General features: G+C 59.5%; 19 protein-coding genes and 5 pseudogenes. 18 read left to right on the top strand and 6 right to left on the bottom strand.

The features are described 5' to 3' along the window. The first annotated feature begins 271 nt into the window (after nt 1–271). On the top strand, nt 272–637 hold the full coding sequence (locus tag EN851_RS37255) for an extracellular solute-binding protein (RefSeq protein ID WP_245454714.1): 366 nt from the start codon (nt 272–274) through the stop codon (nt 635–637). Between the two features lie 464 nt (nt 638–1,101). Here EN851_RS37255 and EN851_RS20025 read toward each other — a convergent pair whose 3' ends face one another. The 3 genes and pseudogenes from EN851_RS20025 to EN851_RS37250 all read right to left on the bottom strand — a co-directional run. Further along, nucleotides 1,102–2,556 carry a glutamate synthase subunit beta gene (locus EN851_RS20025; protein WP_024504270.1) on the bottom strand — a complete coding sequence of 485 codons (1,455 nt, stop codon included), beginning with the start codon at nt 2,554–2,556 and terminating at the stop codon, nt 1,102–1,104. 41 nt (nt 2,557–2,597) lie between these two features. Next, nucleotides 2,598–2,761: pseudogene (locus EN851_RS20020) on the bottom strand (thioredoxin domain-containing protein); the annotation flags it as partial. A gap of 275 nt (nt 2,762–3,036) precedes the next feature. Next, a pseudogene (locus tag EN851_RS37250) lies at nt 3,037–3,243 on the bottom strand (pyridoxal-phosphate dependent enzyme); the annotation flags it as partial. Here EN851_RS37250 and EN851_RS20010 point away from each other — a divergent pair. Continuing rightward, nucleotides 3,149–4,090, top strand: coding sequence for a TauD/TfdA family dioxygenase (locus EN851_RS20010; RefSeq protein ID WP_127389303.1), 942 nt, complete (start codon nt 3,149–3,151; stop codon nt 4,088–4,090). The pseudogene EN851_RS37250 and the gene EN851_RS20010 overlap by 95 nt on opposite strands. A 594-nt stretch (nt 4,091–4,684) precedes the next feature. On the opposite strand, the gene EN851_RS36385 is transcribed toward EN851_RS20010, so the two are convergent. Further along, the gene (locus tag EN851_RS36385; protein WP_024504272.1) at nt 4,685–4,954 is read right to left on the bottom strand and encodes a hypothetical protein; all 270 of its coding nucleotides are present in this window, start codon (nt 4,952–4,954) and stop codon (nt 4,685–4,687) included. A 993-nt stretch (nt 4,955–5,947) separates the two neighbouring features. Here EN851_RS36385 and EN851_RS20000 point away from each other — a divergent pair. Continuing rightward, nucleotides 5,948–6,094 (top strand): annotated as a pseudogene (locus tag EN851_RS20000) (multicopper oxidase domain-containing protein); the annotation flags it as partial. 104 nt (nt 6,095–6,198) lie between these two features. Here the strand turns inward: EN851_RS20000 and EN851_RS37245 are convergent. Beyond that, a pseudogene (locus EN851_RS37245) lies at nt 6,199–6,327 on the bottom strand (LysR family transcriptional regulator); the annotation flags it as partial. A gap of 370 nt (nt 6,328–6,697) precedes the next feature. Here EN851_RS37245 and EN851_RS19995 point away from each other — a divergent pair. The 11 genes from EN851_RS19995 to EN851_RS19945 all read left to right on the top strand — a co-directional run bounded on the left by EN851_RS19995 (nt 6,698) and on the right by EN851_RS19945 (nt 18,613). Further along, nucleotides 6,698–6,979, top strand: coding sequence for an acyl carrier protein (locus tag EN851_RS19995; RefSeq protein ID WP_029356603.1), 282 nt, complete (start codon nt 6,698–6,700; stop codon nt 6,977–6,979). Then, on the top strand, nt 6,980–8,188 hold the full coding sequence (locus EN851_RS19990; protein ID WP_127276661.1) for a beta-ketoacyl-[acyl-carrier-protein] synthase family protein: 1,209 nt from the start codon (nt 6,980–6,982) through the stop codon (nt 8,186–8,188). It abuts the gene before it with no gap. 853 nt (nt 8,189–9,041) lie between these two features. Continuing rightward, nucleotides 9,042–9,632 (top strand): NodA family N-acyltransferase, encoded by a 591-nt coding sequence (locus tag EN851_RS19985; protein WP_024505875.1) that lies wholly within the window; start codon nt 9,042–9,044, stop codon nt 9,630–9,632. Beyond that, nucleotides 9,629–10,288, top strand: coding sequence for a chitooligosaccharide deacetylase NodB (gene nodB, locus EN851_RS19980; protein WP_126057632.1), 660 nt, complete (start codon nt 9,629–9,631; stop codon nt 10,286–10,288). The genes EN851_RS19985 and nodB overlap by 4 nt, the downstream gene beginning before the upstream one ends. Before the next feature lie 15 nt (nt 10,289–10,303). Next, nucleotides 10,304–11,629: a chitooligosaccharide synthase NodC gene (gene nodC / locus EN851_RS19975; protein ID WP_032899868.1), complete on the top strand. Its 1,326-nt coding sequence runs from the start codon at nt 10,304–10,306 to the stop codon at nt 11,627–11,629. Between the two features lie 260 nt (nt 11,630–11,889). Continuing rightward, nucleotides 11,890–12,804, top strand: coding sequence for a nodulation factor ABC transporter ATP-binding protein NodI (nodI, locus tag EN851_RS19970; RefSeq protein WP_024505873.1), 915 nt, complete (start codon nt 11,890–11,892; stop codon nt 12,802–12,804). 3 nt (nt 12,805–12,807) lie between these two features. Further along, nucleotides 12,808–13,596 (top strand): ABC transporter permease, encoded by a 789-nt coding sequence (locus EN851_RS19965; protein WP_029356621.1) that lies wholly within the window; start codon nt 12,808–12,810, stop codon nt 13,594–13,596. Between the two features lie 289 nt (nt 13,597–13,885). Beyond that, a complete protein-coding gene (locus tag EN851_RS19960; protein WP_024505871.1) occupies nt 13,886–14,647 on the top strand; it encodes a sulfotransferase in 762 nt (253 codons plus the stop codon). Nucleotides 14,648–15,024: 377 nt separating this feature from the next. Continuing rightward, the gene (locus EN851_RS19955) at nt 15,025–16,311 is read left to right on the top strand and encodes a dicarboxylate/amino acid:cation symporter (protein WP_126063813.1); all 1,287 of its coding nucleotides are present in this window, start codon (nt 15,025–15,027) and stop codon (nt 16,309–16,311) included. A 272-nt stretch (nt 16,312–16,583) separates the two neighbouring features. Then, on the top strand, nt 16,584–17,645 hold the full coding sequence (locus tag EN851_RS19950; protein ID WP_024505889.1) for a LacI family DNA-binding transcriptional regulator: 1,062 nt from the start codon (nt 16,584–16,586) through the stop codon (nt 17,643–17,645). Nucleotides 17,646–17,809: 164 nt separating this feature from the next. Continuing rightward, complete coding sequence (locus EN851_RS19945; protein WP_024505888.1) at nt 17,810–18,613, top strand: TIM barrel protein; 804 nt, start codon at nt 17,810–17,812, stop codon at nt 18,611–18,613. A gap of 48 nt (nt 18,614–18,661) precedes the next feature. Here EN851_RS19945 and EN851_RS19940 read toward each other — a convergent pair whose 3' ends face one another. Further along, nucleotides 18,662–19,579, bottom strand: coding sequence for a LysR family transcriptional regulator (locus tag EN851_RS19940; RefSeq protein ID WP_024505887.1), 918 nt, complete (start codon nt 19,577–19,579; stop codon nt 18,662–18,664). 701 nt (nt 19,580–20,280) lie between these two features. On the opposite strand from EN851_RS19940, the pseudogene EN851_RS37855 reads away from it, so the two are divergent. The 4 genes and pseudogenes from EN851_RS37855 to EN851_RS19925 form a co-directional block, all read left to right on the top strand. Next, nucleotides 20,281–20,655 (top strand): annotated as a pseudogene (locus EN851_RS37855) (IS110 family transposase); the annotation flags it as partial. Nucleotides 20,656–20,746: 91 nt separating this feature from the next. After that, entirely contained in the window at nt 20,747–21,271 is a 525-nt protein-coding gene (locus EN851_RS37850; protein WP_245265439.1) for a transposase, read from the top strand. A gap of 1,218 nt (nt 21,272–22,489) precedes the next feature. Continuing rightward, nucleotides 22,490–22,771 carry an acyl carrier protein gene (locus tag EN851_RS19930; RefSeq protein WP_126057635.1) on the top strand — a complete coding sequence of 94 codons (282 nt, stop codon included), beginning with the start codon at nt 22,490–22,492 and terminating at the stop codon, nt 22,769–22,771. Continuing rightward, nucleotides 22,772–23,980, top strand: a complete 1,209-nt coding sequence (locus tag EN851_RS19925; RefSeq protein WP_126057636.1) for a beta-ketoacyl-[acyl-carrier-protein] synthase family protein — start codon at nt 22,772–22,774, stop codon at nt 23,978–23,980. It begins immediately after the preceding gene. Nucleotides 23,981–24,033 lie beyond the last annotated feature (53 nt).

Here is a 24,033-nt window from a genome sequence, read left to right as displayed (position 1 = left end):
GGCCTACGACATCCACCCCTATGCGGATGCTCTCGCTGCGCAACTTTCCGGAGTTCGAGAAGCTGACCCGGCATCAAGGTCACGCCGGAACTCTACCCAGACGATTCTTACTGGAACAAGATGACGATCCAACTGACGACGAAGTCGCCAGCATGGGATGTGTTCGGCACTGGCATTCAGCCCGCGTAGGACCTCGCTCCGAGTGGCGCCTGCTGGACAAATACCTGAGTGATCCGAAGCTTACCGATGCTGGATACGACTACATTCGGACATGATCAAGAAGTGCGCGGCTCCTTCCTTCGCCAATGATAACTGGAACCAGGTCGTGGACGGCATCTCGTCCGGCCGCACCGCGATGACGATCGACTCAAAAATGTTCGGCTTCTGGAACGATGTTGCGGGGAAGCCGGCATCCGGCAAGATCGCCTTCGCTCCGCCGCTGCACGCACCGAGCGCCACGAGCTTGGATTCTGACATCTGGATCTGGGCTCTCGCCATGAACGCGGCTTCCGAAAAGAAGGGCACGGCCTGGCTGTTCATCCCGTGGGCCACCTCCAAGCAGGTGGCGCTCAAGGGTGCCCTTGCTGGCCAGCTCGTCAATCCGCCGCGCACGTCGACCTGGCAGGACGATACCTAGACTAAGTACGCTTCGCAGCCCGAGTTCAACAACTTCGTTGACAGCTTCAAAAAGATACAGGATCAAGCCGCGCTGGCTTTCACACCGCGTGTCGGCTTCGGCGAAGCCATGAACGCATGGGCCGTGGCGATGCAGAAGATGGCAAACGGCGATGACGTCGAGACGACGTTGAGGGCGCTTGCCGAAGAAATCCGCACTGGCCTCTGATCAAAAGGAACAGGGCAGTACTATTGCACTGCCCTGTTCCCGCCAACGGCGGAGATCACGCCGTGTCACCCCAAGCACTTAAACCCAGCGCTGCTTCGCCCGGCCGCGCCGACGATTTTTCTTGGCCGCCAAGGCGGCAGCCTGCGGCCGGGGCCACAACCGAAACGACCACGGCGATCAGTCCGTAAGCTGCCCGGGGCAGCGGAAGGGCGGAAAGCGCCTTCAGGTGGCCGCACAAGTAGGGTCTCGAGACGGACTCAGCGCGGCAGCACGCTCGATCCCATCAGCGCCTCATCGATGGCGCGCGCCGCCTGGCGGCCCTCGCGGATCGCCCAGACGACCAGCGACTGGCCGCGCCGCACGTCGCCCGCCGCATAGAGCTTTTCGACGCTGGTCCTGTAGTCCCGGTCATTGGCCTCGACATTCTTCGAGCGGCGGCTGTCAATGGCGATCTTCATCTGGCCGGCCAGTTCCGACACCGGCCCGCGAGCGGCTGGCCCGGCAAAGCCGATGGCGATGAACGCGAGATCGGCACGAATGACGAATTCGCTGCCGGCGATCGGCTTGCGCTTTTCGTCGACCTCGCAGCATTTGACCCCGGTCAGCTGGCCGTCTTCGCCGATGAACTCGAGCGTCGCCACCTGAAACTCGCGCTCGGCGCCTTCGGCCTGCGAGGACGAGGTGCGCATCTTGGTCGCCCAGTAGGGCCAGACCGAAAGCTTGTCTTCCTTTTCCGGCGGCTGCGGACGGATGTCGAGCTGGGTGACGCGGACCGCGCCCTGGCGGAAGGCGGTGCCGACGCAGTCGGACGCGGTATCGCCGCCGCCGACGACGACCACATGCTGGCCGCCGGCGAGGATCGGATGCGACGGCCACGCCACCGACTGGATCGGTTCGCCGCCGACACGCCTGTTCTGCTGCACCAGATAGGGCATCGCGTCATGCACGCCGCCGAGATCGTCGCCGGGAATGCCGGCCGCGCGCGGCGTTTCGGAACCGCCGCAATAAAGCACCGCGTCATGTTCGGCGAGCAGCTCGGCAACCGGCTTGTCGACGCCGACATTGACGCCGCAATGGAAGGTGACGCCCTCGCCCTGCATCTGCTCGATGCGCCGGTCGATATAGTGCTTCTCGATCTTGAAGTCGGGAATGCCGTAACGCATCAGCCCGCCGGGCCGGCTCTCGCGCTCATAGACATGGACGTCGTGGCCGGCGCGGCCGAGCTGCTGGGCAGCCGACATGCCGGCCGGGCCGGAGCCGATGACGGCGACGCGCTTGCCGGTCTTCTTCTCCGGCGGATAGGGCCTGATATGGCCGGTCTCGTAAGCCTTGTCGGCGATCGCCTGCTCGACCGTCTTGATGGCGACGGGAATGTCCTCGAGGTTCAGCGTGCAGGCTTCCTCGCAAGGTGCGGGGCAGATGCGGCCGGTGAATTCCGGGAAATTGTTGGTCGAATGCAGGTTGCGGATCGCATTGTCCCAGTCGCCATTGTAGACGAGGTCGTTCCAGTCCGGGATCTGGTTGTGGATGGGACAGCCCGTTGGCCCGTGGCAGAACGGAATGCCGCAATCCATGCAGCGCGCGGCCTGTTTCTCGACCTCCTTGTCCGACATCGGCAGCGTGAATTCACGGAAATGCCGGATGCGGTCGGAGGCCGGCTGGTACTTGTGCACCTGCCGGTCGATTTCGAGAAAGCCTGTTACCTTGCCCATAGTCCAGCTCCTGCTGTCCAGATGGCGCGCCTGGCGACGCCCTGCAGCTGGATCAGATGGGGCATCCCGTCCACACATGGGCCGCACCAAGTTGCCCAAAATTCGACTATGTACACTTGCCGGGCTCAAAGCTCGTGAGGGGCTCGCCATGCAGCCAGTTCTCGACTCTAATCGAAGGAGCCGGGGACTCCATCTGCAATACCACGTTGCGGTCCAAAGCTATTTCCAAAGGTTTCTGCACGAGCTGGTTTCCTCTCAGAGACGGCACACGGGTTCAGGGAGGAGCGCATCGCTCGTCTTGCCCCATTAAGTGCAGTCACAGTCACTCAGTCTCAAAAGCCATGCCAACGCGCTCAGCGCGCAGTTAGCGCCCATTGCTTCGAAAAACCTCGTCAGTGCCCAGATGTTGGTTGTAATGAACCTGACATTTGTCTGACGCTGTCAGCTTTTGGACACGCGATCACGCGCTTCGTGCCGCCAGGCCAGGCCGAGCCCTGTGTTGCCAGCGGTCGCTTCGATGATTGTACCGCCCGGCGCGAGCTGGCCACGCTGTTCGGCATTAACGATCATCGACAACGCAATGCGATCCTTGATCGATCCGCCGGGATTTTGGCTTTCGAGCTTGACGAAGAGAATTCCTGACTCCGACGTTGTACCGCTGACCAGCCGTGTTGGAGCTGAAATCAGAGGAGTTCGCCTTGGTGGAGACCTTTCGGACGCAGCGATAGCAGCCATCAACCAGCTTCTTCTAAAACACAAGGTGATCTTCTTCCGCGGCCAGGAGCATCTCGACGATGCGGAGCAGGAATTGTTCGCGCGGCGTCTGGGTAACCTTGTACCTCATCCCACGCAGGGGCCGGCAGCCGGCACGGCCTCAATCCTCAATCTCGATTCCGGCCGTGGCGGTGGCAGGGCAGACCAGTGGCATACCGATGTGACTTTCGTCGATGCCTATCCGAAATTCTCGGTCCTACGTGGCGTCGTCATTCCGGCGGCGGGGGGCGACACGATCTGGTCCAACACGCACGCCGCGTACGAGAATCTGCCGGCGCCGCTCAAAATATTGGCGGACAATCTGTGGGCTATTCATAGCAATGCCTACGACTACGCAGCCGTGCGCCCGCGCGCCACAGCCGAAGAGAAGAAGCACTTCGAGGAAGTTTTCACATCGACGATCTACGAGACCGAGCATCCGGTCGTGCGCGTCCATCCGGAAACCGGGGAGAAGTCGCTGCTGCTCGGCAATTTCGTGCAGCGCCTCGTCGGCCTTTCCAAGAGCGATTCCGCCAAACTCTACGAGGTGTTCCAGTCCTACGTCACTGCCCCGGAAAATACCGTGCGGTGGCGCTGGCAAGTAGGCGACGTCGCTATCTGGGACAACCGTGCTAACCAGCATTATGCGGTCAACGACTATGGCGACCAGCACCGGGTTGTGCGTCGCGCTACGGTTGACGGTGACGTTCCGATCGGCGTCGACGGTCGCCGCAGTATAACCCATGTCAAGGCAGCCAAGCCGGCGGCGAAGGCAGCCTGACCGTCTGAACAGGGTAAAGATGAAAACTTCGTATCGCCGCGGCCATATCGCGCTGCTTAACCGCCCCACAAAGCCTTATGATTTCCGAGAAGCAAGGCGAGTTGCGGGCTCGAGGCTTGGCCCGAAATCGAGGTCCTGCAGCGTGGCGCATGGCTCGAGTCGCTGCTCGTGGCCCCGCTGCAGCGGTACAGGTCCCCCACCGCCCCACCATCTCGCCCGCCCTGCACCTCGGATAGCGATCATTCACCGTTTGTTCATTATGATAGCGCACGATCATAACTGGACATGCTGGTAGCTCGTACATGCCTGAAGGCCCTGCGCGCCGACCCAGCGCCGGGGCCTTTTTACTTCCGCAAAATCGATTCCAGCAACGCGGGCACTTCGCAGGATGTCGGAATCCCGCGCTTGCGATGATACGCCGTACAGCGAATTGCGCGAGTCAAACGAATTTGGGTTTCTCAAATATAGAATCGTCGATACCGATCCTGATGGATCGAGCCTCGACGACGAAGTCAACCATCTTCAAACGGAATTATTCAACATTGCCGAGAGCTCCCGGTGTGCCGTCGAAGCCGACATTGGGGAGGTCAGCGGTCACCAACGATCATGGTGATCGCCAGCATCTTTCGTATTCACATAACCGTCGGCCTTGTACTTTCCCGAGGCCATGACATGAGTGGGTCTTCCAAGCACCGATTTGGCCCGGTAGGATTTGCAGGGGGCGCGGACAAGCGGATGAACAAACGGAATGATGCCGGAAAACTGCGCGCGCCTGCTGGGATTTAGCCGACCGTCGATAGGAACATAGCCCTGGTCGACGGCTTTCTGAAGGGCAAGAGTTTCGCCGACCTGGCTCAGGAACATGGCTTGTCGACAACGAGGGTGCGCCAAATCATCGAGAAGGCCGATCGGCTCGTGGGCGGCGCATTCAGACCAAGACTGAAACGTCCAACGCCTCGCCTCGGTCCGATTTCATGGTCGACTATCCCTATGTGTGCAAATGGCCGAGAAGCACCGGCTGGGTAGCGTCACGCCGCATCATTCTTTGCGGAGCTGGAGCGCGCGGGATCGCTGGAGCGGCTGGTGAAAGCGGTTGCCGGGGCGCACAACACGTGAGCTGGCGCCTCGTGTGGCAAAAGGAGAGGGCGAGAGCCCATGGCCTGCAATGAAGCGATCAAGCATTGCGATCGTGGAACCAAGCTAGTCGACCATCCGGACCGCGGCCTTCAATGCCAGCTCGCCTTGGAATCGGCCTTCCAGGAATTGGCTGAGCGCGCAGCGGAATCCGGCTGGACCGAGGAGATAGCCACGCGCTCCTCGAACTCGCCGGCGCGCGCCTCAGGAGCGACTCCGCCAATGACAGACTGAGAGGACGATTAATCGTGCCAGGGCAACGAGAGAGCGGCAGGTTCAAGAAGCTTCGCCTGAACCGATAGGAACGTCGCTGCGCCAATAAAATTGGCGGTGAAGGCTGACCGCGGCCGAGTCGGGCAAGCGAGCGAAGTGCTGAAATAAGGGCGTGAGAATCCAAGACATCGTTTGTAGAGAGCATCGAGCTTCGCGAGATTGTGGTACAGGATCGACCGCAGGTGTTCTCGCAGCGCTCGCAGAACCCGGGATTCTTCCGCGGCACCCGCCAAGGCGAAGAACGGTCAGAGTTGCACGATAACGTTTAAAAGCGAGCCTTCCTCCGAAAGTCTGCGCGCGCAGTTCCACGGTCCGATGCGCTTTCATAGCTATTCCAATCGCCGCGCCCATCCTCTCCCGGATCAGGTCCAGCGGGTCTGCAGTGCATGCGCCCCCAAAGTGGACGCCATTGGGCCGGGTGAACCGGGCTCGATTGCGCGCCGAAGGCCCGTTCCAGGCCCGGAAATCCGGGTCCGTCAGGGCGAGCGCGTGCGGGTCGAGGTAGAGAACGGCCTTGCCGAGAAAACGACCGTGCACTGGCATCGCGTGCGTGTGCCACATGCCATGGATGGCGTGCCTCACCTCACGCAGAAGCCCGCGAAAAGGCAACGGAAGATCTAGCATTTATGGGGGAAATGTTTTTTCGGAGTGCTTGACCCGCAGGAAGGGCAGGGCATGACTGCCTATCGCCCGACCCGGCCGGCCGCACTCATGACCGGCTGGGCTCGGTTAATCCTGCATGCCGCGCCCATGAGGTTGCGCTCTGTCGGGAGTGCGTCGAGCACAACGACGAGATGTAGTTCACGATCTTTGAAACGCGTGTCAACCATCCAAAGTGTGGATGCCTTTCATCGAAACAAACGATTTCATCAATGTTCTGGAATCCTGCATGGGCAGAACAGAAACCGCCCGAAAGGAGATTTTTCATGCGCTCTACCGGGCAGTGGAGTGCTGGGAAAGGGAGTTGCAACTGACCGGGTCCGACTTCTTCCGAGTCTATGGACAGACTGGGAGACGCGCACGGTGTAGCGGCTCACATCGTCATACTGCACCTACGCCACACACCGGCCGGACCTGATCCGGCTTTATGAGCATTGGGCTTTGTCAGTTGCCCAAGCGTGATGGCTTTCGCGACGCGGCGCGCCTCAGGAACTGAGCCGCGTCCAGGTCGAAACGCGGGAAAGAAAGACAGGAAACAGAATGGCCGATCAATTCGCAACGGACGTCATTGCCCTGATCAAGAAACGCGCCGAGTCGGAGAGCGGTGAGGGAATGCCTGCGTCATTCGTCGGCGAGATAACAATCGCCACGGAACTGGACGCGCTCGGGTTTGATTCGCTGGGTTTGGCGGACGTCCTCTGGGATGTGGAGCAGGCCTACGGCATCAAGATCGACATGAACACGGCCGATGCCTGGTCCAATCTCAAGAATGTCGGCGACGTCGTGGAAGCCGTCCGCGGCTTGCTTGCGAAGGAGGCTTGAATGGACAGGCGCGTCGTTATCACCGGAGTGGGCGGCCTGTGCGGACTGGGCACCGACGCCGCCTCTATGTGGAAAGAGATGCGCGAAGGCCGCTCCGCCATCGGCCCGATCGCCAATTCCGAGCTTCATGACCTGGAGGGCATGACCGGCGCTGAGATCAAGGCGCTGCCCCAGCACGACATCAATCGCAAGCAGTTCGTCTCCATGGCCCGCTTCAGCTTGCTCGCCGTGCTTGCAGCGCGCGAAGCCATGCGGCAGGCCGGACTTTCCTGCGACGAGGGGAATGCCCATCGCTTCGGCGCGACAGTGGGCGTCGGCGGCTTGGGCTGGGATGTGATGGAGGAAACTTACCGGGCCCTCCTTTTGGACGGCGCGAGGCGAGTTGGCATCCTCGCTGTACCCAAAACGATGCCAAGCGCCGCCGCCGGCCAGGTGAGCTTGAGCCTCGGCTTGCGCGGGCCGGTCTTCGGGGTGACCTCCGCATGTGCCTCGGCCAACCATGCGATCGCCTCGGCGGTGGACCAGATCAAGCTGGGCCGGGCCGACGTAATGGTTTCCGGAGGCAGCGACGCACCCTTCGCATGGGGCGTGCTGAAAGCATGGGAAGCAATGCGCGTGCTTTCACCCGATACCTGCCGGCCCTTCTCCGCCGATAGGAAGGGCCTGGTGCTGGGCGAGGGTGCGGGCATGGCCGTGCTGGAAAGCTACGAGCATGCCACGAGGCGTGGTGCCACAATTCTTGCCGAGATCGCCGGCGTCGGCCTTTCCGCCGATGCCTTCCACATTGCCGCGCCATCTGTCGAGGGGCCAGCGTCGGCGATGCGCGCCTGCCTTGCCGATGCCGGGCTGAATGCCGAGGACGTCGACTACCTCAACGCGCACGGCACCGGTACCAAAAGCAATGATCAGACTGAAACGGCGGCGATCAAGCGTGTGTTTGGAAACCACGCTTATTTGATGTCCATCTCTTCCACCAAGTCCACGCACGCGCATTGCCTCGGCGCAGCGAGCGCGCTTGAAATGATCGCCTGCGTGATGGCAATCCAAGAGGACGTCGTGCCGCCGACCGCCAACTATCGCGAGCCAGATCCCGCTTGCGACCTCGACATCACACCCAATGTGCCGCGCGAGCGCAAGGTGCGCGTCGCCATGAGCAACGCCTTCGCCATGGGCGGTACGAACGCAGTTCTGGCATTCAGGCAGGTGTAGAAGCCATGCAAGACGCCTCATTTGAGGTCACCTGTCGTATCTAGCTGCTTGCCGGACCACTATGTGAAGCGAGCGCTATTGGCTGCCTCTGCGATGCGGGAATTGGCAGCGGACGTCTCACGATCAAACAGGCATCTGCTTGTAGAATTCTTTTAATCGTGAAGCGGCGCGAGTGCGCTATCCGTTGAGGTGAGCAAGGCCGGCGCCCTGGGTGAGCGCTGGTGTCGGGTGGTGGAAAGTACAGGGGGAGCTGTGTGGCCCCCTCTTTCTCGGCCTCGACGATGTGCGAAGGAGCCTGTGCGGCGAACGGGCCGACGCCCCAGGCTCAGAACCTGGGCGAACCTAACTCCCGCCAAAGGACAGCCCAGAGCTGGATACACGAAAGAGATACTGAACCCGCGAATCAGATTCTGATCAATCGTCGTGTCTGAGCTCCGCTCGGCTCTTACGGAGATAATCGCGCGGCCCGGCAACGGCCGCGCGTGCCGCGGGCGTGAGCTTTGCGCTTCGTCAGAAGTGCCTCGAGCGTGACGACGATAATTGACCAGCCATATGGAACGCATTCGCCCAGTTATCCAAAGCGTGGATACCTTTCATCTAAACAAAGGATTTTACCGTTTTTGCTGCAGGTCCCATAGAGGCGCTTCAAGTTGGAAAGATAGGTAGTTCCCATGGTTGCGTTGGATCCGAGGAGCATCATCTGGTGTGCGGGGCGCACAAAGTCAGTCGCATCTGCATTACGGCTTGGTCTTTCGGCGGTCTCCACAAGTTACGCCCCGTTGGTGCGATGCCAATTATTTAACCAATGCTTGGACATTTATCTCAACCAGACAGCTCCAAGGTGAGGTCTTCCATGCGCCCGAATGTCGATTGGAAGTTGTGCTGGGAAAATGAGCTGCAACTGGCCGACCATGTCGAACTCTCCGACTTTTTTCGAAAGACCTATGGACGGACTGGCGCCTTCAACGCGGAGCCATTCGAAGGCGGCCGCAGTTGGGCCGGCGCGAGGCCGGAATTCCGCGCAATCGGCTACGACGCGCATGGGGTAGCGGCTCACATCGGCATGCTGCGGCGCTTCATCAAAGTTGGCGAGGTCGACTTGATCGTCGCTGAATTGGGCCTGTACGCGGTTCGTCCGGATCTTGAAGGGCTCGGAATCGGTTTTTCGATGCGCGTGGCGTACCCAGTGCTCCATCAGTTGGGTGTTCCATTCGCTTTCGGCACGGTTCGGCACGCGCTGCGAAACCATGTCGAAAGATTCTGCAGAGCCGGCCTCGCGAACATTGTGTCGGGCGTTCGCGTACGATCGACCCGTCCAGATGTGCATCCCGACCTGCCGCCCACGCGCCTGGAAGACGTACTCGTGTTGGTTTCGCCGATCGGACGCTCGATGGACGAGTGGCCGTCCGGTACCCTGATCGACCGGAACGGTCCGGAACTATGAAGCCTCTGGACTACATATGCGAAGGGCAGAGTGACAATGCCGATGGCACTGCAGAGCGCAGCGTCTATCTGACGTTTGACGATGGTCCCAATTCATTTTTCACACCGCAGATACTCAATGTGCTGGCGCAACATCAGGTGACGGCGACCTTCTTCGTTGTTGGGGCCTACGCGGCCGACGAGCCGGAACTCGTTCGCCGAATTATTACAGACGGGCACGGTATAGCCAACCACACGATGACTCATCCGGACCTGGCCAAATGCGGGTCCGTCGAAGTCGACTGCCAGATAGTTGAGGCAAACAGAGTCATAGGGATGGCTTGCCCGCAGGCCATGGTTCGGTACTTTCGTGCACCGTATGGCATCTGGACCGAAGAAGTAATCGCTGCATCAGCGGGTGCGGCATTGGCGCCCGTCCATTGGTCCATTGATCCACGCGACTGGTCTCGCCCCGGCGTTGACGCCATCGTCGACAGAGTGCTCGCCGATATCCGGCCGGGCGCAATCGTGCTGTTGCACGACGGGTGCGCTCCCGACGAATTGCAACCAGGCAATCAAGCCAGTCTGCGCGACCAGACGGTGACAGCGTTGTCACGCCTAATTCCAGAATTGCACGGCCGCGGATTTGTAATCCGATCACTTCCTCAACACCCCTGAACAAACAGAGATCCTATGGACCTTCTCACCACAGCCAGTACTGTTGCCGTTTCGTCTTATGCGGTGCTCTCGACTGTTTACAGAGGCATGCAAGCGGTCTACTCCCAACCGGAAAATGTTACGCCGCCGTCGGAAAGCTTGTTCGGATCCGACCGTTGGCCGAGCGTGGATGTCATTATCCCCTGCTACAATGAGGACCCGCGCACACTCGCGGCGTGTTTAGCTTCCATTGCAAATCAAGATTACGCCGGAACATTTCAGGTCTATCTGGTTGACGACGGTTCTGGAAATCGTAATGCCGTCATCCCGGTACATCACGCCTACGAGGGCGACCCGAGATTCAATTTCATTCTGCTCCGCGAGAATGTTGGCAAACGCAAGGCGCAGATCGCCGCCATCCGCCGCTCATCTGGAGATTTCGTGCTCAGCGTCGACTCTGACACGACACTTGCGTCCGACGTCATCACAAAGCTTGCAGTAAAAATGCGGGATTCCATGGTCGGAGCGGCCATGGGCCAGCTGACGGCATACAACCGCAGCGACACTTGGTTGACCCGATTGATCGATATGGAATACTGGCTGGCTTGCAATGAGGAGCGCGCGGCGCAAGGTCGCTTTGGTGCGGTCATGTGCTGCTGCGGCCCATGTGCAATGTACCGCCGGTCTTGTCTCCTTTCTCTGCTGGATCAATACGAGACGCAGCTGTTCAGGGGGAAACCAAGCGACTTCGGTGAAGACCGTCATCTTACGATCCTCATGCTGAAAGCAGGCTTTCGAACCGAGTACGTTCCAGGTGCCGTCGCGGCGACAGTCGTTCCGGACAAGATGGGACCTTATTTGCGCCAACAACTCCGCTGGGCACGAAGCACCTTCCGGGACACGATGCTTGCGCGAGGTCTACTGCGTGGCCTGGATCGCTATCTAACTTTGGATGTGATGGGAGAGAATCTCGGCCCATTGTTGCTCGGCATCGCGGTAGTAACGGCGCTCGGTGAGCTACTATTTTCACATACAGTAAATTGGTGGACGGTGCTGGCTATTGTCACGATGACCATAATCAGATCTACGGTGTTATCTTTCCGCACTCGGCAGCTTCGATTCATCGGCTATTCAATGCACGCGTTAATCAGGATATTCCTGTTGATCCCCTTGAAGGCTTACGCCCTGTGTACATTGAGCAATAGCGATTGGCTGTCGCGTAAAAGTGTTCCCCTGCCCAACAGGAGCACAAAGGAAATCACAAGCGCGATGCCGCTTGCCGGAGCAAATGCTGCGGGCAATTCTGGAATTGCGGAGTCACTTCATACTGCAGATCTTTCGCTCACAGCTGGTGAAGTCTGACGGCCTTGCAGCGCCGAGTGACCGAGTAAGTTGTGTCAGTCGACACGGGGTGAAGCTTTCGAGTTACCTATGGTCAGAACGGGAACTATCTGGAAGCGACACGTGGCATCTTGACGTTATTCTTTGGCGGAAGCGATACACGCGTCGCTCCGGCCGCGACTTTCCAAAGGTGCCATCTCAAGGCGGTGGCCTGCTCTGAACCAGAATTCGCAAGTAAGCTGCCGGTGGCCAATCGGACTCATTCCGCTTGAGATAGACGCATGTCCAATGTAGCAATCGACCTTACCGGCGTAACCAAATTATTCGGAAACAAGCTCGTTGTGGACGGGCTGTCCTTCACCGTTGCATCGGGAGAGTGCTTCGGTCTGCTGGGGCCGAACGGCGCAGGCAAGAGCACGATTGCGCGTATGCTCCTCGGTATGACCCGGCCTGACGCGGGTGATATAACAGTCCTCGGTCTACCAGTGCCGGCACGCAGCCGCTTGGCCCGCAAGGGCATAGGCGTGGTCCCGCAGTTCGACAATCTCGACCTGGAATTTACGGTACGCGAGAACCTGTTGGTGTTCGGGCGCTACTTCGGCATGAGTACAAGAGAGATCAACGCCGTCATCCCACGGCTCCTCGAGTTCGCTCGCCTTGAGAGCAAGGCGGATTCACGTGTCGGCCTGCTATCCGGCGGGATGAAGCGGCGCCTGACGCTGGCACGTGCTCTGATCAACGACCCCCAGTTGCTTGTGATGGATGAGCCCACGACCGGCCTCGACCCGCATGCCCGCCATCTGATCTGGGAGCGACTTCGTTTCCTGCTGGCGAGCGGAAAAACGATCATTTTGACCACCCATTTCATGGAAGAGGCTGAGCGGCTTTGTGATCGGCTGTGTGTTCTCGAGCGGGGACGCAAGATCGCCGAGGGCAGTCCTCATGCGCTGATCGACGAGTACATTGGGTGCAACGTGATCGAGATCTTCGGCGGCAATCCACAGGAGCTGATTTCGCTGATCAGACCGTACGTTCAGCGTGTCGAGGTAAGCGGCGAGACGCTCTTTTGCTATGCGCCTGAGCCGGAGGATGTGCGCATCCAGCTTCGCGGTCGAGCGGGTCTGCGTATTCTAGAGCGTCCACCCAGTCTGGAGGACGTTTTCTTGAGGTTAACCGGACGTGAGATGGAGAAGTGAGCAATGGGTGAACGTTTTGCGGCCGCTCTACCCGCCAACGCCTGGAACTGGATCGCGGTGTGGCGCCGCAATCATCTGGCATGGAAGAAGGTGGCATTTGCTTCAATGCTCGGCACCCTTGCTGATCCGATGATTTACCTTTTCGGGCTCGGCACTGGCCTTGGACTGTTGGTAGGCCGCATCGAAGGTGCATCCTACATCGCCTTTCTGGCAGCCGGCATGGTTGCGACGAGCGCGATGACAGCATCAACCTTCGAAACAATTTACGCGGTTTTCGGTCGAATGCGCGATCAGGGCACTTGGGAAGCAATCCTGCACACACAACTTACCCTCGGCGACATCGTTCTCGGTGAATTGACCTGGGCAGCCACAAAGGCCTTTCTGGCCGGTACGACAATTGCGATTGTTGCCGCCGCGCTAGGTTATGCCGCGTGGACGTCGGTTCTCTACGTGCTGCCGGTCATCGCTCTCACCGGGTTCGCCTTTGCGAGCCTGGCCATGCTCGTCATCGCGCTCGCGCCCAGTTATCACTATTTTATTTTCTATCAGACGCTTGTCATCACACCCATGCTGTTCCTTTCGGGCGCGGTTTTTCCAGTCGGCCAATTGCCAGGAGTGTTTCAGCAGATTGCGGCCTTCTCGCCGCTGGCGAATTCTATCGATCTAATCCGTCCGGTGATGCTCGGCCGCCTGGGCGACAATGTAGGGCTGCATATAGGCGCACTTTGCATGTTCGCTGTATTGCCTTTTTTTCTGTCGGCTGGACTGTTTCATCGACGACTAATGCGTTGACGCTTACCTACGCCCATCAACGAGAAGGAGGTCCGCAATGCCGGATTGCAAACTGCCCCCAGCGGCCCGGAGGCATGCGTGTGCCAGGAATCGCGAGTGGTACAACAACGCCGAAGCCGGGCGCCACCCAGCCGCTGCAGGCACGCGCCCATCTTCGCGACCACACCTCGGAGTACAGGCTGGGTGGTGAGGCGCGCGGACCCACCCGGAGCGTTCAAGCGATAGCAGCCAAGCTTCTTGTGCGCGTCCCCAGACCGTCGCGGCCATTATTTAGTTGGATACACATGCAATGACCCACAACGAACCAACTCCTGAGCCTTTTGTGATCCTTGCTATGCCAAGGACCGGAACACACTATTTAGAAGAATTGCTAAACGAGCATCCGACCGTTCTGAGTAACGGTGAGTTGCTAAACGAATATGATCCCAATTGGCCCAGCACGGATCGCCTGCTAGGCACGGATCGCGAGCTTCTTGAGCTTGCCTATGTGCGCTGCCCTATGCGCGACTACAAGAATGTGACGCATCTTGGCTGCAAGATCAATGAACCTCAGTTTCGCGAGCGTCCAGCATTCTTTGCGGAATTAGCTCGTTGGCCAGCACTCAAGGTCATCCTCGTTGTTCGCCGAAACGTATTGGAATCGCTCCGATCCTTTGTGCAGGCCAGGGAAAGCGGTCAGTGGCTGAAGTTCAGCTCGGACAACGATACCGCTCGGCCACCGAGCGTCAGGTTGTCAATCGCCGACTGTGAGGCTTATTTCAAAGCCGCCGACGATTTTCACGCTCGCGTTATGGACTCCTTCACGTCGACCAACCTGCTTGTAATGGAATACGAGAGCCTACTTCACGAACCTGCCCAATGCTTGGGAGCGGTTTGGGATTTCCTGGGCGTTCCAGCGCTTGAGCCATCAGATAACGCCATCTTGCAGCGCCAGGAAACGCGACCGCTTGATCAAACGGTGGAGAACTTTGACGAGTTGCGGATTCACTTCGCACGCGGACCTTATTCAAGATTTTTTGACCTCGGAGATTCAATGCGCTCCTACGCTTAATCGCTTGTACCGCGTGCTCTGATGGGCGTGTAGGATATCCTGCAGTTTGCGCGCATTCCGTTCCAAAACTGACAAACCAAAGTCACCAAGGCAACCGGCAGTCGATCTGCGGCGAACATCAAAGGGCACGGGCGCAAGGCGACCTGGTCAATTCCCTCTCTGATGAAGCACTTCCTCAGACGCGATCTTTGGCGAGCCTCGAGTGCAGAATTCCGGCAAGGTGGAGGGTTCCAGTGCGCAACTGCACCAATCTCGCTGGACGGGACAGGCGTCCAGTTGGCACGGCGCTTGCTCCGAGATGACAGCAGCGCTCGACCGGAGCGCAGCATGGGAGAAGGAGGAGCCCCCACCCCGATCCGGTCAGGGAGAGAGAAACGATGTTGGTTCCAAGAGTCCCCCGCGCGATCGCAGCGCCCCGCAAGCGCCATTTTGCCCGGACCTACGTGCAGGTACTTGCCGCCATGGTCCTTGGAGCCGCAATTGGCTACCTCTATCCGGAAACCGGCCAAAGCCTGAAGCCGCTCGGCGATGCCTTCATCAAAGTCATCAAGATGATTATCGCACCTGTCATCTTCCTGACAATTGCGACCGGCATTGCCGGCATGAGCGATCTGCAGAAGGTCGGCCGAGTTGCCGCCAAGGCGATGGTTTATTTCCTTACCTTCTCGACGCTTGCACTCGTTGTCGGGCTGATTGTCGCGAATATCGTTCAGCCTGGCGCCGGCCTCAACATCGATCCGGCCTCGCTCGATGTCGAAGCCGTTAAGGGCTATGTGGCCACGGCTCACGAGCAGTCCGTGACCAGCTTCCTGATGAACATCATCCCGTCAACGATTGCCAGTGCCTTCGCGGAAGGCGACATCCTGCAAGTCTTGTTCTTCTCGGTCTTGTTCGGCATTGCTCTGGCGATGACCGGAGAGACGAGCAGGCCGGTCGTTACCTTTCTCCAGGCGCTCACCGCCCCCATTTTTAAGCTCGTCGGCATTCTGATGAAGGCTGCACCCATCGGCGCCTTCGGCGCTATGGCCTTTACGATCGGCAAATACGGAATCGGTTCGGTGGCCAACCTCGCGATACTGGTCGCGACGTTCTATCTGACCGCCTTCCTCTTCGTGTTCGGGGTTCTCGGCGTGGTCTGCCGCTGCAACGGCTTCTCGATCTTTTCTCTTGTCCGCTACATCAAGGACGAGCTGCTGCTTGTCCTGGCAACGTCCTCCTCGGAGGCCGCGCTGCCCTCGCTCATGGAGAAGATGGAGAAGGCCGGCGCCGCGCGTTCGGTCGTAAGTCTCGTCATCCCTACTGGATACTCATTCAATCTGGACGGCACCAATATCTACATGACGATCGCCGCCCTCTTCATCGCGCAGGCGACGAACACAGATTTGTCAATTGCCGATCAGATCCTCCTGCTGCTAATTGCGATGCTTTCCTCGAAGGGTGCGGCAGGCGTCACCGGCGCCGGCTTCATCACATTGGCCGCTACTCTGTCTGTCGTGCCGAGTGTTCCCGTTGCCGGAATGGCTCTAATTCTTGGCGTGGACCGCTTCATGTCGGAATGCCGCGCGCTGACGAATTTAGTCGGTAATGCGGTGGCATCGCTCGTTGTCGCTCGCTGGGAAGGCGAATTGGACCAGTCCCGGATGGAAGCCGCTTTCCGCGGTTAGGGTTACATCAAACGGGCTCCCCGCAAGCAAGCAATAGCGCGACGTGTAAGTCACGGCCTTCACAGCAGTCGAATTGCCGGCCTCCAAAGAGCGCTGGAAATAGTGTACTAACGCGGAGAGTAATACAACACCATGAAGCCCCTAAGCAAACGAACGGTTCACGGAAACTCATCTGGGTCCGCATGGAGCGCTGTTCGTCGAATGCGTTATCAACCGTGGGGTGTGGTAACTATTTCAGCTTGCCGCCCCAAGCCGTCGCGGGATCGCACCGGATGACGGAGGACCGGCCGATCAGAATCGCTAGGGGAAAGCGCGTCACAATTGCCGATCTCGCCCGCGAAGCCGGAGTCAGCGTAGCAACAGTCGATCGGGTTCTGAACGTCCGCCTTCCGGTGCGAGAGGAGACCGCCCAGCGGGTCCATGCGGCCGCGCACGCGATCGGCTATCATGCTGCCGGTCTCATCAAACAGCGCTTGCAGCAGCACCTGCCGCACTACAAGCTGGGCTTCATCTTGAGAAAACCTGCCCACGATTTTTACCAAGATTTCGCTCGCAATATTGAAGAGTCGGTCAGTATGGCTAAATCCTTCCACGGCCTTCCGATCATCGAGTTCGCGCAGTCACATTTGCCGCGTGACCTGCTCCCGCTTCTTAAGGACCTTGGAAGCCGCTGCCAGGCGATCGCCATGGTGGCGGCCGATCACCCGAAAATCACAGCATCAGTCGAGGAGCTCAAGGCGAAAGGTATCCCGGTATTTTCGCTGTTATCCGACTTCGCCGATGGCGTGCGCGAGGGCTACATCGGCCTCAACAACAGCAAGGTCGGACGGACTGCCGCTTGGGTGTTTTCCAAGGCCGCAAAACGGCCCGGCAAGGTGGCGGTGTTTGTCGGAAGCCATCGCTTCCAGGCGCATGCGACGCGGGAAACGGCCTTTCGTGCCTATTTTCGTGAGAACGCGCCCAAATTCGAGGTGCTTGATCCGCTCGTGAACCTTGATGAACGGCAGCTCACTTACGAAAAATTGCTGGATCTTATGCAGCGGGAACCAGAGCTCGTCGGCTTCTATATGGCCGGCGGGGGTATAGAGGGAGCAATTTCCGCGCTCCGAGAAGAGGGGAGCGGTCAGGATCTCGTCGCGATCGTGAGTGAAATGACGCCGCAGTCACGTGGGGCGCTTGCGGATGACATCTTGACGATGGCGGTCGGCACGCCAATGCGCCGACTTTGCCAGGAGCTGATAATGGCAATGGAGCGGGCCATCAAAGCCGGCGTCGCGGAGAGCCCGGGGCAGACATTTCTGCCGTTCGACATTTATCTTCCGGAAAATATTTGACCTTGATGGATTTCTATCATGAGCGCCCATTTTCCTTTCACCGATGAAAGGAAAGCTCGATTGACTCGGCCGTCTCTGTCCGATCTGTGAACCGGCGTGGTTCCGTCTTGAAAGAAGCCGGATGCCGAAATGGCAGCCGCGCTTCATGGAAGGAAAGTCAAGCAATGCGCCAGGTATCGCCCCGCTTTGCACTCGATCACATGGCGGCGCCCCGCCTTGACGTCAGTGCGCTTTTCGCGCTTGCCCGTGACCAAGGCCTGACCGACGTCCAAATCCGTTACCCTCATTTCAGCAATCCTGTCGCACGCGGCATTCCGGCTGCGGACGTTCGGTTTGCCGCTACCGAAGCGGGCGTCACGATCATCTCTGTCAACGCCTTGCAGCGGTTCAACGACTGGACTCCAACGCGTCAGGCCGAGGCAAGCAACCTCGCCGATTATGCGACGGCGTGCGGGGCAGAGACGCTCGTGTTGGTGCCGGCCAACCGCAGCTCGTGGCCCACCAATAGCGAGCGCCAGGACAATCTTCGTTTCGCTCTAAACGAGATCAAGCCAATCCTCCAGTCGCGGGGTCTGATCGGTCTCATCGAGCCGCTGGGTTTCCGAACCTGCTCGCTTCGATCAAAGAAGGAAGCGGCCGAGGCCGTTGCCGCGGTTGATGGCCAGTCCGTCTTTCGCCTCGTGCACGACACGTTCCACCACACCCTGGCCGGGGAGACATGCCTGTTCTGCGAGCTTACCGGCCTGGTGCACATTTCAAGCGTAAACGACCCGACCTTCTGGATTTACCCCGATCGCTTTCTTGCAGGTTCCGACAATGGCAGCCAGATTCAGGCGCTGCTGGATGGCGGCTACGCGGGACCTTTCTCGTTCGAGCTGATCGAGGAAGTCCATTCTCTGGACGATCTCGCAGGCGCACTTGCCGCCAGCATCGACTTTATCCGGCGAGGGCTATTGTCGTCAAAGTAGATGGTGACAGGTGTAGTGACTATAGGTGCGCCTGAATTTTCCGAGGGTTCACAGCGGGGCAGCCATCCGAGATGCCTCCTGTATCATTATCTCCCGCATCCAGATGCTTGCCGGATCGCTATTGTGGAGGGCCGGCCATTGGAGGGTCTCGGTGAATGTGGGAAATGGCAGCGGAAGTTCGATAACCCGCAGGGGGAACGTTTTTTCGAAATGCCTGACCAGCCGTAAGGGCATGGTCGCTATACGAGCTGTGCCGGACACCATAGGTGGAATCATGCTGAAGCCCTGCACGGCGACCTCGACACGTCTCTTAAGGCCATGCTCAAGCAAAAACCATTCCTCGATAGACGGCTTCATCGTACGCCCGAACCTGACCGCGACGTGCCTCATCGACATGTATCTCTCGAATGTAAGCTGCTGTGGCAGCTGCTTGTTTGTGGGACAGCCTACGCACACGAGCTTCTCGTCAAACAGCGCAATGCTTGAATGCACACTCGACGTGAACATATCCGGTAGAATTAGAAAATCGACGTCACCGCGCCGGAGAAGCTCATCGGGGCTATCGTCGACAGGCAGCAGTTCGAAGCTGACGGCGGGGGCTTCCCGTGAAATACGCTCCACAAGCTTTTCGAAAAACACGAGCGTGACGAAATCGGAAAGAATGATCCTGAAGAGGCGATCGGCTCGAGCTGGGTCAAACGGATCCGAAGAAATAATCGAGCACTGGATGTGCTGGAGAGCGTCGCGAACTGCGGGGGCAAATGCTGCCGCACGCGGGGTTAGAAATCGTTCGCGACCTCTTATCGTAAACAGTTCATCGCGGAAATAATCGCGCAGTCGGGCGACGGCCGCACTCATGGCGGGCTGACTCAGGTTGATCCTGCGTGCCGCCGCCGAGAGATTACGCTCCGTCAGGAGTGCGTCGAGCACAACGAGGAGATTTAGATCAAGTCCTTTGAAACGCATGTCATCAGCCATCCATGGGATGGATGCCTTTAACCGAAACAAACGACTTTAACAATTTAGCATTCTTGCAATCTTTTGTCGCAAAAAGTTTATGATGGATGACGTTAAGGTCCGACATATGAGCCGCGTGATCTGCCGAAGCGAGCAATCGTTCGTACTGTGCAGGTCAGAGATTGGCAGTTTGAAACGCCGGGCCGATGGCGCCGGGCTATCAACCAGCGTCTTCGGCGGCCCCGACCTAGCTGGGCGTGGAATCTAATAGGGTGCACCTTTCCAGTCCGAGGCGACTGATGGGCGGTTTGATCCTAAGCTGCCGTGAGGCCTGTGCCAATTGTATCGGCGAGCCAATGCAGCAGTCCGGCAGCGTTTTTGAGAGCTGTTGTAGGCTCGGCCTAAGCCCATTGGCGCAAGCCTATCTGAACGAAGCGCTTGGCCTTGCCGCTATCCGGTATGTGATCTGTGGTGTCTTCTCGTCCTGCTGTTCTTGTTTTGGAACGCCCTTATGGTGAGCCCATCCGGGACGTGGGGCACCGGGAGCACAAAGGTGCAGGCAGGCCGTCAATAGACCGTGGGCTGAGAGCCCGAGCTCGTTACATGGCCGCCCCTGGCGACTTTCCCGGATGCGCTGCGAGCGCGGATCAGTAGATGTCGTGTTGCCCGCCAGCTCCCGTCTTTGACCGAGCCAAGAAGGAGGAACGGGCATGCTTATCATCGGACTGGATATTCACCGCGCCTTCGCCGAAGCAGTGGCATGGGAGGAGGGCAGGCTCAGGCGACTCGGCCGCGTCGACATGCGGCGCGATCTGCTGGCGGCGTTCGCCGCGAAGCTGTCGCCGAACGATGTCGGGGTGATCGAGGCCACCGGCAGCGCGACGTCCGCTGCAGCTGTGATTGCGCCGCATGTGAAGAAGGTGGGGATCGCCAAGCCGAAACAGGTGTTTATCGTTGCCTATGCCAAGATCAAAACGACGATCGACGCCGACGTTCTTGCGCAGCTCTATGCCAGCGGCTTCTTGCCAGAAGTCTGGATTGCGGACGAGCCGACGCAGGCTCTGCGTCGACAGGTGACACGGCGCAATCAGATTGTCCGACAGAGATCTCGATTGAAGAGCGTCATCCAGTCGATCCTTCATAGCCACCTGATCCGTCCTGCCCGCATGCCGACCTGTGCGGCGCCAAGGGTCGGACCTGGTAATCGAGCAGGTCGTACCGCAGGACGAGCGCCTCGCGATCGATGGGCATCTGCGCGAGTTCGACCGATTGGGCGAAGACCTCCAGGTCATCGAACGCGATCTTGTCCGCTCGGCTCTCGAGGATGAAGGCGTGAAGCGGCTGATGACCATTCCCGGCGTCGACATCACCGTCGCGCTGGCGATGAAGGGCGGCGATCGGCGACGTGTCGCGCTTCGACGATCCGCAGAAGCTCGTGACCTATCTCGGGTTGAACCCAAGCGTCCAGCAGTCCGGCCAGGTCCGGCCTACCATGGGCGGATCACCAAGCAGGGCCGTGGTCATGCGCGCGGCATGCTCGTCGAGGCGGCCTGGGCGGCCGCTCGTGCTCCCGGACCGTTGCGAGCCTTCTCCCTGCGGCGTGCGAGCCCGGCGCGGACAGCATGTCGCGGCCGTGGCAACCGCACGCAAACTCTCTGTCGTGATCTGTCATCTGTTGAGAAGGGCGAGAGTTACGCGTAGGCTCGACCCTCCCTGCATGCCAAGAAGCTTGCGCGATGTGGAACTCAAGGCCGGGAGCAAGGCTGTGCGCGGCCAAAAGGGAGCGCACGCCTACAACATAAAGAGCCACCGGGAAGAAGAGCGCCGCTGGGTGGAGCAGGCCGAGGGCGCCTATGCACGCCTCGTCGCCGGTTGGAACCCACGAGGTCCGAAGAGGGTAGGCACGGATGCCGCAAACCGGGCGCCCAGCTTGGCATAAGGGCTACGTGGCCTCAGGAAGCGTCGTCGCCAATGCAGACCATGGACGAATTCCCAGCCGATGCCGAGATGCCGGTCGACCGTGCCTGTCGCCGTCCGGTGATGCGATGCCCCCGAGCGGATGAGTTCGCCCCGGATGCTCCCGGTCACGACGCACGGGTTCGGGTTCCAAGGCGCTCAGTTTTGTTCGCGCCCAATCGGTGTAGGACGCGGCAGAAAATACGAGCGTGACGAAATCGGGAAGAATGATCCTGAAGCGGCGATTCGGTAGAGCCGGGTCAAACTATCCGACGAAATAAACGAGCACTGGATGGGCGGGAGAGCGTCGCGAACTGGAGGGCAAGAGCTCCCGGACGCAGCGTTAAGTTTGAATACCTCCGCGGACATGGTCGCGAGCTTATCGCGCAAATAATCGAGCAGCCGAGCGCCGGCCGCACTCATGACCGGCTGGGCTCGGTTAATCCTGCATGCCGCGCCCATGAGGTTGCGCTCTGTCGGGAGTGCGTCGAGCACAACGACGAGATGTAGTTCACGATCTTTGAAACGCGTGGTCAACTATCCAAAGTGTGGATGCCTTTCATCGAAACAAACGATTTCATCAATGTTCTGGAATCCTGCATGGGCAGAAGCACCTGACGCACACCGATGCCCCCACTGCCTCATGGCGTGGCGAGCGTCTTAAGAAACCGCCCGAAAGGAGATTTTTCATGCGCTCTACCGGGCAGTGGAGTGCTGGGAAAGGGAGTTGCAACTGACCGGGTCCGACTTCTTCCGAGCCTATGGACAGACTGGGAGACGCGCACGGTGTAGCGGCTCACATCGTCATACTGCACCTACGCCACACACCGGCCGGACCTGATCCGGCTTTATGAGCATTGGGCTTTGTCAGTTGCCCAAGCGTGATGGCTTTCGCGACGCGGCGCGCCTCAGGAACTGAGCCGCGTCCAGGTCGAAACGCGGGAAAGAAAGACAGGAAACAGAATGGCCGATCAATTCGCAACGGACGTCATTGCCCTGATCAAGAAACGCGCCGAGTCGGAGAGCGGTGAGGGAATGCCTACGTCATTCGTCGGCGAGATAACAATCGCCACGGAACTGGACGCGCTCGGGTTTGATTCGCTGGGTTTGGCGGACGTCCTCTGGGATGTGGAGCAGGCCTACGGCATCAAGATCGACATGAACACGGCCGATGCCTGGTCCAATCTCAAGAATGTCGGCGACGTCGTGGAAGCCGTCCGCGGCTTGCTTGCGAAGGAGGCTTGAATGGACAGGCGCGTCGTTATCACCGGAGTGGGCGGCCTGTGCGGACTGGGCACCGACGCCGCCTCTATGTGGAAAGAGATGCGCGAAGGCCGCTCCGCCATCGGCCCGATCGCCAATTCCGAGCTTCATGACCTGGAGGGCATGACCGGCGCTGAGATCAAGGCGCTGCCCCAGCACGACATCAATCGCAAGCAGTTCGTCTCCATGGCCCGCTTCAGCTTGCTCGCCGTGCTTGCAGCGCGCGAAGCCATGCGGCAGGCCGGACTTTCCTGCGACGAGGGGAATGCCCATCGCTTCGGCGCGACAGTGGGCGTCGGCGGCTTGGGCTGGGATGTGATGGAGGAAACTTACCGGGCCCTCCTTTTGGACGGCGCGAGGCGAGTTGGCATCCTCGCTGTACCCAAAACGATGCCAAGCGCCGCCGCCGGCCAGGTGAGCTTGAGCCTCGGCTTGCGCGGGCCGGTCTTCGGGGTGACCTCCGCATGTGCCTCGGCCAACCATGCGATCGCCTCGGCGGTGGACCAGATCAAGCTGGGCCGGGCCGACGTAATGGTTTCCGGAGGCAGCGACGCACCCTTCGCATGGGGCGTGCTGAAAGCATGGGAAGCAATGCGCGTGCTTTCACCCGATACCTGCCGGCCCTTCTCCGCCGATAGGAAGGGCCTGGTGCTGGGCGAGGGTGCGGGCATGGCCGTGCTGGAAAGCTACGAGCATGCCACGAGGCGTGGTGCCACAATTCTTGCCGAGATCGCCGGCGTCGGCCTTTCCGCCGATGCCTTCCACATTGCCGCGCCATCTGTCGAGGGGCCAGCGTCGGCGATGCGCGCCTGCCTTGCCGATGCCGGGCTGAATGCCGAGGACGTCGACTACCTCAACGCGCACGGCACCGGTACCAAAAGCAATGATCAGACTGAAACGGCGGCGATCAAGCGTGTGTTTGGAAACCACGCTTATTCGATGTCCATCTCTTCCACCAAGTCCACGCACGCGCATTGCCTCGGCGCAGCGAGCGCGCTTGAAATGATCGCCTGCGTGATGGCAATCCAAGAGGACGTCGTGCCGCCGACCGCCAACTATCGCGAGCCAGATCCCGCTTGCGACCTCGACATCACACCCAATGTGCCGCGCGAGCGCAAGGTGCGCGTCGCCATGAGCAACGCCTTCGCCATGGGCGGTACGAACGCAGTTCTGGCATTCAGGCAGGTGTAGAAGCCATGCAAGACGCCTCATTTGAGGTCACCTGTCGTATCTAGCTGCTTGAG

This window comes from Mesorhizobium sp. M8A.F.Ca.ET.208.01.1.1, from assembly GCF_004791315.1.
Taxonomy (GTDB): Bacteria; Pseudomonadota; Alphaproteobacteria; order Rhizobiales; family Rhizobiaceae; genus Mesorhizobium.
Note: the sequence above shows the minus strand (reverse complement) of the source record. Positions and strands in the feature narration are given on the sequence as shown.

Coding starts and splice junctions, on each gene's coding strand:
- EN851_RS37255 (WP_245454714.1), top strand. CDS start 272: ATGATCAAGAAGTGCGCGGCTCCTTCCTTCGCCAATGATAACTGGAAC.
- EN851_RS20025 (WP_024504270.1), bottom strand. CDS start 2,556: ATGGGCAAGGTAACAGGCTTTCTCGAAATCGACCGGCAGGTGCACAAG.
- EN851_RS36385 (WP_024504272.1), bottom strand. CDS start 4,954: ATGTTCCTGAGCCAGGTCGGCGAAACTCTTGCCCTTCAGAAAGCCGTC.
- EN851_RS19995 (WP_029356603.1), top strand. CDS start 6,698: ATGGCCGATCAATTCGCAACGGACGTCATTGCCCTGATCAAGAAACGC.
- EN851_RS19990 (WP_127276661.1), top strand. CDS start 6,980: ATGGACAGGCGCGTCGTTATCACCGGAGTGGGCGGCCTGTGCGGACTG.
- EN851_RS19985 (WP_024505875.1), top strand. CDS start 9,042: ATGCGCCCGAATGTCGATTGGAAGTTGTGCTGGGAAAATGAGCTGCAA.
- nodB (WP_126057632.1), top strand. CDS start 9,629: ATGAAGCCTCTGGACTACATATGCGAAGGGCAGAGTGACAATGCCGAT.
- nodC (WP_032899868.1), top strand. CDS start 10,304: ATGGACCTTCTCACCACAGCCAGTACTGTTGCCGTTTCGTCTTATGCG.
- nodI (WP_024505873.1), top strand. CDS start 11,890: ATGTCCAATGTAGCAATCGACCTTACCGGCGTAACCAAATTATTCGGA.
- EN851_RS19965 (WP_029356621.1), top strand. CDS start 12,808: ATGGGTGAACGTTTTGCGGCCGCTCTACCCGCCAACGCCTGGAACTGG.
- EN851_RS19960 (WP_024505871.1), top strand. CDS start 13,886: ATGACCCACAACGAACCAACTCCTGAGCCTTTTGTGATCCTTGCTATG.
- EN851_RS19955 (WP_126063813.1), top strand. CDS start 15,025: ATGTTGGTTCCAAGAGTCCCCCGCGCGATCGCAGCGCCCCGCAAGCGC.
- EN851_RS19950 (WP_024505889.1), top strand. CDS start 16,584: ATGACGGAGGACCGGCCGATCAGAATCGCTAGGGGAAAGCGCGTCACA.
- EN851_RS19945 (WP_024505888.1), top strand. CDS start 17,810: ATGCGCCAGGTATCGCCCCGCTTTGCACTCGATCACATGGCGGCGCCC.
- EN851_RS19940 (WP_024505887.1), bottom strand. CDS start 19,579: ATGCGTTTCAAAGGACTTGATCTAAATCTCCTCGTTGTGCTCGACGCA.
- EN851_RS19930 (WP_126057635.1), top strand. CDS start 22,490: ATGGCCGATCAATTCGCAACGGACGTCATTGCCCTGATCAAGAAACGC.
- EN851_RS19925 (WP_126057636.1), top strand. CDS start 22,772: ATGGACAGGCGCGTCGTTATCACCGGAGTGGGCGGCCTGTGCGGACTG.